This is a genomic window from Acinetobacter sp. YH12068_T (assembly GCF_024606005.1).
GTDB classification, from domain to species: domain Bacteria; phylum Pseudomonadota; class Gammaproteobacteria; order Pseudomonadales; family Moraxellaceae; genus Acinetobacter; species Acinetobacter amyesii.
Genome location: NZ_CP094555.1, coordinates 193,304 through 204,717, shown reverse-complemented (window position 1 = coordinate 204,717; position 11,414 = coordinate 193,304). Strand labels below are relative to the sequence as shown.

Below are 11,414 nucleotides of genomic sequence, written 5' to 3'. Positions count from 1 at the left end.
TTGGATACATTTTCATGCCTAAAAAAGCCAAATCACGTACCACAAAAAGTTCACTCAAAAAATACAGCCCGATTATTGCACTTAGCGCTATCAGCGGCGTCATGGTAGTGGCAGGACTAGGTTATTTAGCCGTGATGCCGCATCGCCCTGCATCTGCAGAAGAATATTCTGTCAAAGGCTTTGATGTTTCCCATCATCAAAAAGATATTCAATGGTCAAAAATTTCACCTAAAAAATACCAATTCGTTTATCTCAAAGCCACAGAAGGTGGCGATTTTAAAGATCGAAAATTTCAAGACAACTGGTTACAAGCACGGGAAAACGGCTTTTTAGTTGGGGCCTATCATTTTTACCGTCTGTGCCGTGATGGCAAGATTCAGGCGGAAAATTTTATTGCTTCCGTGCCGAAAAAAGCCGATGCCCTTCCTCCCGTGATTGATTTGGAATATGACACCAACTGCATTAACACCTACAGCAAAGAGCAGTTACTCAAAGAAATCACTTATATGCATGATCGCTTGCACCGCCATTATGGCAAACAACCGATTTTTTATACATCGAAGTCTTTTTATAATATTGTCTTAGCAGGCGAGTTTAAACAGACGCCGCTGTGGGTCCGTGAATATAAAGGCCCACCCGATCTAAAAAACAATCCGAAATGGCTGATTTGGCAACATACCAATCAAGGACAAATTCAAGGCATCTCGACCACTGTCGATTTAAATGTATTTTCAGGTGATGCCAAGGCATGGACTGAGTTTTTAGACAAAAATGGCGTTTCGCCGCTCAAACCCCGTTGATTTATTCACCGACTCAGGACAACATCGAAGCAAATAATCCATGAAAACTGAGTCGCAGGATGCGTATTTTAAAAATTTTTCTTATTATATTTTCAGTCTTTATAATCCTCGCATCGGGATGTTGGCTTATATGGTCCAACCTTCGGGGACCTTGGCAGTGTTTAAAACGTGGCATTATCAACATCCCGCACAAAGCACTGCAGATACTCGCTCAGCGGCGCCCTATCACGTCAAATTCTTTGACGTTTCGACTTTACTGTTTGACGATGGCCAAGAGCAAATCCTCATCGATGGCTTCTTTACTCGTCCATCGCTTAGTCAGACCATATTCACTCAGATTCAAAGTGATCAGCCTTTATTAAAAAGCTATATCGACCAATACGACTTAAAACGCACTCGTGCTATTTTCGTGACTCATTCACATTATGATCATGCGCTTGATATTCCAATGTTGGCCCACCAGCTCCCCAAGGCCATGATTGTCGGCTCTAAAAGCACCTTAAATATCGCACGGGCAATGCCAATCGCTGAATCACAATTGCACGAAGTTCAAGCTTGGCAGCCGATGCAAATCGGTAAATTCACCATTACTGCGATCCCTTCACAGCATACTCCGCCAACGGCCGTTAATGATGATTTGGGGGAAGAAATTTCGCAGCCACTACAACTCCCTGCACATTTTAGCCAGTTTAAAGAAGGTGGATCATATGATTATCTCATCCAACATGGGCCGCATTACAGTTTAGTCAAAGCCAGTACGAGTGCTGTGCCCAAACAGTTGCAAGAACTAAAAGTCGATACTTTATTTTTAGGCATCGCTCAGCTTTCCAAGCAAACGACAGCGTTTCAACAGCAATATTTCAAAGAAACCTTAGCGACTCTTCAACCCAGTACCGTGATTCCAATTCATTGGGATAATTTTTTCAAACTACTGAATCCAGAGCTCGAATTTTTACCCCGCTTTGCCGATGACACCCCTCAAAGCTTAAATCTATTTATACGCTCGGCATCAGCTCAAAACACCAAGGTGGTTTTACTCAGTCAACCTGTGTCGTTCGAGTTAAAAAATTGAGGAAAGCGCTGGATTGACTGTGCGATACTGACATTCAATTTTTAGGCACTGATCTAACTAGGCATGAGGAAAATCATACATATCGACATGGATGCATTCTTTGCATCAGTAGAGCTGCGGGAACGTCCAGAACTCAAGCAGCTTCCTGTTGTTGTGTCTTCACATCACCCCCGTGCAGTCATCTGTGCCGCATCCTATCCTGCACGTGAGTTTGGTTTACGCTCAGCAATGTCGATGGCACAGGCCCGTAAACTCTGCCCACAGGTCGTGGTGATCGAACCTAATTTTGAAAAATATCGTGCTGTTTCGGCGCAAATTCATGCCATTTTTCAACGCTATACGTCTCTGATTGAGCCGCTATCTTTAGACGAAGCTTATTTGGACGTCACAGAAAATTTACAACACATTCCGAGCGCCACCGAAGTCGCTATGCGAATTCAGGCAGAGATTTTACAAAGCACTGGTTTAACTGCCTCCGCAGGTGTCGCGCCCAATAAATTTTTGGCTAAAGTCGCTTCTGATTGGAACAAACCCAATGGCATTTGTATTATCAAACCTTCACAAGTTCTGCATTTCATCCATGACTTGGCACTGAAAAAAATTCCTGGTGTGGGAAAAGTGACTCAAGAAAAATTAAAAGCCATGCAACTCAATACATTGGGTGATTTACAACAAATTGAAGAAGCCTTTCTGATTCATCATTTCGGTAAATATGGACGACAACTTTATCTGTATGCACAAGGGATTGATGAACGACCGGTCCAATCTAGCCGCGAGCGTCAGCAGATTTCCAAAGAAACCACTTTTGATGATGATCTCACCCTGAACCAATGTCAGCCCTATTGGCCCAAACTGATTGACCAAGTTTGGTCTAGTTTAGAAAAAAAGCAGTTAAGCGCGCGCGGTGTATCGGCCAAATTAAAACTGAAGAATTTCCAAGTGCTACAGCACAGTAAAAGTTTTAAAACGTCACTGAATCATCGTGAAGACCTTGCGCAGGTATTGCAGCAATTACTGCATGAAATGCATATTTCTGAGGACGATCAATTTCGTCTGATTGGCGTAGGTGTCTATCAATTAAGTGCGCAAAACCAAGAAACACAACTTTCGCTGCTCTAAAAACTTCAAGAAGATCGTATTTGCTTAAGATTTAGGCAGAAGAACAAAATTAAAGCAATTTGCTATTCACAAAGCCTAAAATTAGAGTACTCTATCAGCGCACTACATTATCCGTGTATGCGCTGAGATGCTGAAAATCACCTTTACTTTCAGCATGCTGTCCTGTGATTGGCGTGACGATCAAATCCGAATATTACAGGGCAACTCTGTTGTCAATCATGGAATACCCCGCTGTATGCCTTCTGCAAAATCTGCTCCAAATCTTCAAAATATTTCACAAAATCAAGAACAACGTGCGCGTAAAGCCGCATTAAGTAGCTTCATTGGTGCCGTAGTCGATTGGTACGATTTTTTACTTTATGGCATTGTTGCCGCACTCATTTTCAAAGATCAGTTTTTCCCCAGTATTGGCAACAATATGGGAACCTTGGCAGCCTTGGCGACCTTTGGCGTCGGCTTCCTGTTCCGCCCCTTAGGCGGCATTGTGTTTGGACATTTTGGTGACAAGCTGGGTCGGAAAAAAATGTTGGTGCTCACCGTCATCCTGATGGGGATTTCGACTGTCGGTATCGGTTTATTACCCAATTTTGCGGCCATCGGTTGGTGGGCCCCGATCCTGCTCGTAACACTTCGGGCAATACAGGGTTTTGCTGTCGGTGGTGAATGGGGCGGCGCTGCCCTGATGGCTGTAGAAAATGCCCCGAAAGGCAAAAAAGCCTTTTACAGTAGTGGTGTACAAATTGGCTATGGCGTCGGACTCGTTCTGGCAACAGGCGCTGTATCGTTAATTATTGCCACTTTGGGTGAAGATGCTTTTGCCGATTGGGCATGGCGAATTCCTTTTATTGCCAGTATTGTCTTGCTGGCTATCGCGATGTGGATTCGACGTGATCAAGACGAATCACAAGAATTCGTCGACCATGTGGTCAAAGCTCAACAAACGCCGCAAAAATTACCGATTCTGCAAGCGATTAGCCAACACCCCAAAGCCTTTTTCTACATTATTGCGCTGCGCCTGACCGAGTTACTCACCATGTATTTGGTGACGAACTTTGCACTGAATTATTCCACCGCTCAATTGGGCATGGACAAACAGTTCTTCCTGAATATCACCTTAATGGTTGGTGCAATTAGCTGCTTCAGCATTCCCTTCTTTGCGTGGTTAGCAGATCGATTTGATCATCGTAAGATGTGTGTATTGGGTGGCTTAATTGGTGCGCTTTCTGCCTTTCCCTTCTTCATGGCCCTTGATGCTCAAAATACTTGGCTGATTATTGTCGGTGCGATTTTCCTTGCCAATATTGCCCATGATATGGTGGTGAGTGTACACCAACCGATTTTCACCTCACTGTTTGGTACCGCCTATCGCTACAGTGGCGCAGGTGTCGGCTATCAAGTGGCTAGCATTATCGGTGGTGGCTTTACCCCAATGATTGCAGCAGCTTTGGTGATTTGGGGTGATGGTTCATGGCATTATGTGGCAATCTACCTTGCTGTCGGCTGTTTATTGACGGCCTTAGTTGCAGCTACGATGCCTAAAACTCAAGATTAAGTGCTCTTTTTGCTTTCAGGATATTCCGCATGACCATCCAACGCCTGCATGTTTCAAAACGCTTTTCCGAAATCGCTATTTCTGGTCAATTGATCCATTTGGCAGGTCAATTGGCAACAGACCTTGATTTAGACATCAAAGGACAAACACAGCAAACATTTGAGCTTATTGATCAGTTCCTTGCAGATGCCGGTACAGATAAAAGCCACATTATGTCAGTGACCATTTATCTTAAAGATATTGAACAGGATTATGCCGCATTCAATGAGGTATGGGATACGTGGGTGTCAGACATTGAAGCATTACCCAGAACTTGTGTTGAAGCCAAATTATACGACCCGCGTGTACTGGTAGAATTAACCGTCGTAGCCGTTAAGCCTGAATAACCATTAAGCCTGAATTACAAAAAAAGCATGTCTGAATACATGCTTTTTTTTGTAAAAGATTTTGCTCTTTGAATCCCTAAGATCCAATAATTTTGATCTTTTTACGTTCCAAATCTGAATATAAATGATATTTTTTCAGATCATTAACCGGTACAAATGGCGCTTGTACACGCTGCTCATTTAAGAAATCTTCGCGTAATTGAACGTACTCAGGCACATCATCATAACGAATGACCCGATAGCCTGCCAAAGCGAGCAAAGCATCTTGATATTGCGACTGCTGCATCCGTTTTAGCACCATCGGATCATCTAAAGCGACGATCGCCAAGATCTGATGCTGTTCATCTAAGACGACAAAGTCCGCCACCATATTTCGATACTTGTTCCGCGTACGATAATATTTCGTGGTCAACAGTGCATCAAAAGACACATGCGCGAGGATCGTATGCTTAGGCAAAATTTCTTTTAAACGCGTGTAGGTTAATTGCTCATTAATGTTGAAAATAGCACGTTGTTTCAATGCGCTATCTTGTTGCTTAGAATCACCTTCTAAACTTTTCCAAGCCATTATGAGCACACAGAAGAGTAAAATACTCCCTATTACTATGTATATAGTCATCTCATAATCCTTTATATTTCTTATATTTTTGGTTTTTGACATACTTCTTATGAAGACGAAGTATACAACCAGTATTATTTTTTTAATTTCCTATTAAAAAAAATAACTCTAACTTTCACACAATACGTATTTAAACTGACAAAAAGTTGCAAACTTAAAGCGTTAAACATCACATGCCACTTCGTTCAGAGTAATAGCATCCATTGCTATATACAGATACTTTAGATCATTCGCTAAAACGACAGCAAGTGCATTTCCTCTCACTGTCAGACAATTCCGATAAGCTGTCAAATTTTGCTCGTATTTCATTGAGATAACCGACACACATATGACATTGAGCTTGTAACAGCATATAAAAATGCAAACTGTCTTATGCTGCCGAGCATAACACCCATAAAAAAAGACACCGAAGTGTCTTTTTTTATTTAATCATTTTAAGCGCGTGATTTAGGCTTCGATTTTCCTTTGGGTTTCGGACCGCCAAAAGGTTTTTTCGCATCACCCGTTTCACGCGGCGGCAGACCAGTATGCTGCGTCAAGATTTGACCGCGCTCAGGACGCTTCTTGGTATTTGAAGGACGCGATTGAGCAGCCTTCATCCGATTACCTTGTTCGCCTGTACGTTTTTGTGAATCACCCGCAATGCTTGAGTTCTTTTTACGTGCAGATTGGTATTGGCCCTCAGCACTACCCGCAGGCTGATACGTCGGAATCAAATGCTGTTTTGAGTTCCCTATCAGATCCTGACGCCCCATTTCTTTAAGCGCTTCACGTAGCAACGGCCAGTTGTTTGGATCATGGTAACGTAAGAAGGCTTTATGCAAACGGCGGCGTTTTTCACCTTTCACGATATCGACATTTTCAGTATAACGCGCCACTTTAGCCAGCGGGTTTTTACCGGTGTAATACATGGTCGTTGCAGTCGCCATTGGTGATGGATAGAAGGTTTGCACCTGATCGGCACGGAAACCATTCTTCTTCAGCCAAATCGCCAAGTTCATCATGTCATAGTCCGTCGTACCCGGATGCGCTGCGATAAAGTAAGGAATGAGATACTGCTCTTTCCCTGCTTCCTTACTGAAACGATCAAACATTTGTTTGAAACGGTCATAGGTCCCGATCCCCGGCTTCATCATCTTCGATAATGGGCCTTTTTCGGTATGTTCTGGCGCAATCTTCAGGTAACCGCCAACGTGATGTGTCACCAATTCTTTGACATATTCTGGGTTTAACACCGCAAGGTCATAGCGTAAACCAGAACCGATCAGAATCTTTTTAATCCCCGGCAATGAACGTGCTTTACGGTATAACTGCGTTAAAGGTGCATGATCGGTATGTAAGTTTTGACATACACCCGGGAATACACACGACGGCTTACGGCAGTTCTTTTCAATCTCAGGATCTTTACATGCCAAACGGTACATATTGGCCGTTGGACCGCCTAAGTCAGAAATGATCCCAGTAAAACCCGGTGCGGTATCACGAATTTTTTCAACTTCACGCAAAATCGATTCTTCAGAACGGTTTTGAATGATACGCCCTTCATGCTCTGTAATTGAGCAGAAGGTACAGCCGCCAAAACAGCCGCGCATAATGTTCACAGAGAACTTAATCATGTCAAAGGCAGGAAAACGCGCTTCACCATACGCAGGATGTGGCAGACGTGCATAGGGTAAATCAAACACGTAGTCCATCTCTTCCGTCGTCAATGGAATCGGTGGTGGATTTAACCAGACATCACGTTCACCATGCTTTTGTACCATCGCGCGCGCATTGCCCGGATTGGTTTCCAAATGCAAAATACGGTTGGCATGTGCATACAGCACAGGATCATTCGCCACATCTTCATAGGCAGGCAAACGAATCACCGCCAATTCACGCGGCGGCAATTTATGCTTAATGGCTTTTGATGCAGGTTGCAGCTGCACGATTTGCGTGTCGGCGTCTAAATTATCGCCTTCACGAACAATCGGATTTGCTACCGCCTCTTTTTGGAAGCCCTGATATTGCGTAACGCTGTCTTTGCCTTTCTCGATTTCACAGCCTTCAAGGTCTTCGGTCATCACATAAGGGTTAATGATCGGATCGACACGGCCAATCGCATCGACATCATTCGATGCGATTTCAACAAACTTCGCTTTTGAAGCTCGGTTATTTTTATTCACAATAAATGCAGTACCGCGAACATCCGTAATCTCTTGGATTTTTTCACCGCGGGCCAAACGATGCATGATTTCCGTGATTGAACGTTCACCATTACCATACATCAATAGATCGGCTTTCGAGTCCATCAATACTGAACGGCGGACTTTGTCTGACCAATAATCATAATGTGCAATACGGCGCAGCGAGGCTTCAATACCGCCCAATAATACAGGCACATCTGGATAAGCTTCACGCACACGTTGGCAATATACCGTTGCTGCACGGTCTGGACGTTTATTCGGTTGATTATCCGGAGAATAGGCATCATCTGAACGGATTTTACGGTCAGCTGTATAACGGTTGATCATCGAATCCATGTTGCCGGCAGTCACGCCCCAAGCAATATTCGGTTTACCCAATACACGGAACGCTTCTACATTGGTCCAGTCTGGCTGAGCAATAATCCCGACACGGAAGCCTTGCGCTTCAAGGGTACGGCCGATAATGCCTGAACAGAATGATGGATGATCGATATACGCATCACCGCAAACCAAAATAAAGTCGCAGCTGTCCCAACCGAGTTGATCCATTTCTTCGCGTGACATCGGCAAAAATGGCGCAGGGTCAAAACAAGACGCCCAATATTTGTCGTAATCAAACAACGCTTTTGGCGCAGTCTGCATAGTATAAGCAGTAGACATGGCTAGCAATTCTCGGCTGGCAGATGGAATGATCTGAAAAAAGATCAAAGAAGATGAAAGCCGATCATTTTACCATGAATTCCATTCATCATGCTTGATTATAATTTATACAATAGCTACAGAATCATTGAATTGTTTTATATAGACATCAGATGTAATCGTGCTGTAGCACAACTATAAAACAAGATTTAAATAAATCATTTGTAACTTTGCTTTAGTTTAAATCAACCTAGAATGTGCTATGAGTTATCGCATTTTTATTCAACATTAAAGCCTGCGCCTGTTGAAATTGAATGTGCATTTCAGGTAAATATTTTTCAATATAAATCTTACGCTTATCTATATTGTCTTGAGTCATCAATGGTTTTACATCAAGCATTTGACGGCATGTCGTTTCCTGCTGATATTTTTGCCAAAAACTCAATGCTGCATTTAGATCAAAGCCCGCTTTCGACATCAGATCAATTGCAAGGACATCAGCTTCTAGTTCAAAATTTGAAACTTTAGGCAAAAAAACAGCTTGCCCAGTCACACTACTGGCCGCAGTAGCAAGCGCACCGATACCCGCAGTTGAAGAAATCATCGCCACCTGACTAGCAAACAGCAAGGAAATCTTCTCACGATGATGATCACGTAATGCATGTGCCATTTCATGCGCCATCACAAATGCCAATTCATCTTCAGTCAGCTTTAAACTCCAATACAAACCCGTGTTAATGACAATTTTCCCACTTGGAAAACCATGTGCATTTAAATCTTTATTGAGATTCCCACTGACTTGCCAATCCCATTGACTCGAACCTTGACGGTAAAACTCCGCATTTTTTTTGAGTTTATTTAAAACCTGATCCAATTTCGGATCAATGATCAAAAGTTGTTTGTCTTTCGCTTGATGAATAAATTGTTGATACGATCTATCCGCCTGTTTAGTTAATAACTTTTGAGGAACGATAAAAAACTGTTTCCGCTCTGCACCTGCTGTCCCTAAATTCGTGGTATTTGCACAAGCTGAAATTAAGATAAAAACCAAAGCCATCATTAAAATAGTTATATTTTTCATAATCACCTTCAGTTTAAAACCAATGATGATCCATATATAATTCCAACTAAAAATAAATGCAAAAAAAATACGAAAAATACGTATAAATGATAAATATCAACAACTTGAAAATATATTAGATTTTAAAAATGATAACCAAAAATATTTTATTTATTATATTGTGATGCGTTTCATTATTATGAGGCACCTTTTAAAAGAAATATTAGACCAAAGTTGTATAATCATAAAAAATAGTAAATTCAGCCATTTTTATAGTGTTATTTATATTAAAAAATAGATGTAAAACGAAAATTAAATAATAGCTTATTCACATATTTCTATTTTAATTTATTCAATTGTATTGCTAAAAATAAACCGATCATCAAGATAACAGCAATAAAGCTCGTCAACCCAATCCAACCAGACATCTCCCAAACCAAACCACTACTACTACCCAAAATACTAGAACCTAAGTAGTAGCAAAATAAATACAGAGATGAACCTACGGCACGGTACTGCAGGGATTGAACCGAAACCCAACTACTCGCAGTGGAATGCGCTGCAAAAAAAGCGAAAGTGAATACAATCAGCCCCAAAATGACTGACCAAAATGCCGGAATGAGCATGATCAACAGCCCCAACAACATCATGATCAGCATCGAAGGTAAAACTTTTGTCCGTCCAAAGCGTTTCCCCCAACTTGCAGCCCGAGGTGAACTATATATTCCTGCCAAATAAGCTATTGAAATTAGGCCAATCCATGTTTGAGAAAGTTGATAAGGTTCTTCTAATAGGTGGTAGCTCATATAGTTAAATATAGAGACAAAACATCCCATGAGGATAAAACCTTGAAGGAATAAAATTCTAAGCTTAGGATCTACTAAATTTTTAACGAAAGATTCATAAAATCGGTTGAAACGAATGGGATAAGCTTGAAAATGTTGAGATGCTGGAAGTAATAAGAAGAACGCTGTGGCTATACAGAGATTAATGATACCGATAATCATCATGGCATTTTGCCAACTAATATAGTCAATCAATACCCCTGCAATGAGACGACCACCCATTCCGCCAATAGCGGTCCCTGAAATATACAGGCCCATTGCAAAGCCTATATCTTTTTGCGCAATTTCCTCTCCAATATAAGTCATTGCGACAGCAGCTACACCGCTAACACTTAATCCGATCAGCACGCGATTCAGTAAAAATATTTCCCAAAGTGGAAATATGGAACTGATTATTAAAAGTGACGCCGCCAAAAATAAAGCGGTGACCATCACAGGCTTGCGGCCGAATCGATCTGAAATTAAACCAGTGAAAAGTAGTCCTATTGCTAAAGCAATAGTAGAAAAAGATAAAGGGAAACTGCTATGTGTCGGACTGACATGAAAATAATCCGCAAGGATGGGCATCATCGGTTGTACACAATACAACGATGAAAAAATTGCGAAGCCAGCTAAGAATAAAGAAAATAAAATGGCATGAAATGGCCGTGTGCCATATTCAATATATGGAGAATTTGAGGCTAAATCAGACATGAGCTTTCCATCAATGACAAGGATAGTATACGCCTTTCAGCCTTTAATTTAAAAATCACATAAAAATTAATGAAGAATTCTTTGTTTTCTTCGCCCCTTTTCTCCCCGCATAAAAAAACACCCCCTGAGATATCAGGGGGTGTTTTCGAATAATGAGCTGGCGATGACTTACTCTCACATGGGTAACCCCACACTACCATCAGCGCTAAGAGGTTTCACTTCTGAGTTCGGGAAGGGATCAGGTGGTTCACTCTTGCTATTGTCGCCAGCACAACTGTTTATGGATACTCGCTTAGTCTAATCTCAGAGCAGTGCTCTTCGTGCTAAGTTTTCTACCAAATGAGTTATTAACAGATCATATCTGAGTTGCAGTATTTTGTTCTTAAGCGTTAACTAAATCAAGTTATTTTGCTTAATATCGAATCAATTGATGCTTTACATAC

At 41.7% G+C, this 11,414-nt stretch carries 9 protein-coding genes and 1 rRNA gene; 5 read left to right on the top strand and 5 right to left on the bottom strand.

Translation table 11 applies throughout. From position 1 onward, the window contains the following. The first annotated feature begins 14 nt into the window (after nt 1-14). The 5 genes from MST18_RS00960 to MST18_RS00940 all read left to right on the top strand — a co-directional run bounded on the left by MST18_RS00960 (nt 15) and on the right by MST18_RS00940 (nt 4,929). Complete coding sequence (locus MST18_RS00960) at nt 15-800, top strand: GH25 family lysozyme (RefSeq protein WP_180133275.1); 786 nt, start codon at nt 15-17, stop codon at nt 798-800. 130 nt (nt 801-930) lie between these two features. Next, on the top strand, nt 931-1,872 hold the full coding sequence (locus tag MST18_RS00955; RefSeq protein WP_257250155.1) for an MBL fold metallo-hydrolase: 942 nt from the start codon (nt 931-933) through the stop codon (nt 1,870-1,872). A gap of 63 nt (nt 1,873-1,935) precedes the next feature. Further along, the gene (gene dinB / locus MST18_RS00950) at nt 1,936-2,991 is read left to right on the top strand and encodes a DNA polymerase IV (protein WP_180133277.1); all 1,056 of its coding nucleotides are present in this window, start codon (nt 1,936-1,938) and stop codon (nt 2,989-2,991) included. Between the two features lie 235 nt (nt 2,992-3,226). Further along, entirely contained in the window at nt 3,227-4,543 is a 1,317-nt protein-coding gene (gene shiA / locus MST18_RS00945; protein ID WP_180133285.1) for a shikimate transporter, read from the top strand. A gap of 29 nt (nt 4,544-4,572) precedes the next feature. Next, on the top strand, nt 4,573-4,929 hold the full coding sequence (locus MST18_RS00940) for a RidA family protein (RefSeq protein WP_180133278.1): 357 nt from the start codon (nt 4,573-4,575) through the stop codon (nt 4,927-4,929). A gap of 76 nt (nt 4,930-5,005) precedes the next feature. Here MST18_RS00940 and MST18_RS00935 read toward each other — a convergent pair whose 3' ends face one another. The 5 genes from MST18_RS00935 to rrf all read right to left on the bottom strand — a co-directional run bounded on the left by MST18_RS00935 (nt 5,006) and on the right by rrf (nt 11,241). Continuing rightward, nucleotides 5,006-5,548 carry a DUF2726 domain-containing protein gene (locus tag MST18_RS00935; protein ID WP_078189487.1) on the bottom strand — a complete coding sequence of 181 codons (543 nt, stop codon included), beginning with the start codon at nt 5,546-5,548 and terminating at the stop codon, nt 5,006-5,008. Between the two features lie 434 nt (nt 5,549-5,982). Beyond that, nucleotides 5,983-8,394 (bottom strand): YgiQ family radical SAM protein, encoded by a 2,412-nt coding sequence (locus tag MST18_RS00930; protein WP_180133279.1) that lies wholly within the window; start codon nt 8,392-8,394, stop codon nt 5,983-5,985. 229 nt (nt 8,395-8,623) lie between these two features. Next, entirely contained in the window at nt 8,624-9,454 is an 831-nt protein-coding gene (locus MST18_RS00925; RefSeq protein WP_180133280.1) for a M48 family metallopeptidase, read from the bottom strand. Nucleotides 9,455-9,771: 317 nt separating this feature from the next. Then, nucleotides 9,772-10,971, bottom strand: coding sequence for an MFS transporter (locus MST18_RS00920; RefSeq protein WP_180133281.1), 1,200 nt, complete (start codon nt 10,969-10,971; stop codon nt 9,772-9,774). Nucleotides 10,972-11,126: 155 nt separating this feature from the next. Next, nucleotides 11,127-11,241, bottom strand: a 5S ribosomal RNA gene (gene rrf, locus MST18_RS00915). Between the last annotated feature and the right edge of the window lie 173 nt (nt 11,242-11,414).

Coding starts and splice junctions, on each gene's coding strand:
- MST18_RS00960 (WP_180133275.1), top strand. CDS start 15: ATGCCTAAAAAAGCCAAATCACGTACCACAAAAAGTTCACTCAAAAAA.
- MST18_RS00955 (WP_257250155.1), top strand. CDS start 931: ATGGTCCAACCTTCGGGGACCTTGGCAGTGTTTAAAACGTGGCATTAT.
- dinB (WP_180133277.1), top strand. CDS start 1,936: ATGAGGAAAATCATACATATCGACATGGATGCATTCTTTGCATCAGTA.
- shiA (WP_180133285.1), top strand. CDS start 3,227: ATGCCTTCTGCAAAATCTGCTCCAAATCTTCAAAATATTTCACAAAAT.
- MST18_RS00940 (WP_180133278.1), top strand. CDS start 4,573: ATGACCATCCAACGCCTGCATGTTTCAAAACGCTTTTCCGAAATCGCT.
- MST18_RS00935 (WP_078189487.1), bottom strand. CDS start 5,548: ATGACTATATACATAGTAATAGGGAGTATTTTACTCTTCTGTGTGCTC.
- MST18_RS00930 (WP_180133279.1), bottom strand. CDS start 8,394: ATGTCTACTGCTTATACTATGCAGACTGCGCCAAAAGCGTTGTTTGAT.
- MST18_RS00925 (WP_180133280.1), bottom strand. CDS start 9,454: ATGAAAAATATAACTATTTTAATGATGGCTTTGGTTTTTATCTTAATT.
- MST18_RS00920 (WP_180133281.1), bottom strand. CDS start 10,971: ATGTCTGATTTAGCCTCAAATTCTCCATATATTGAATATGGCACACGG.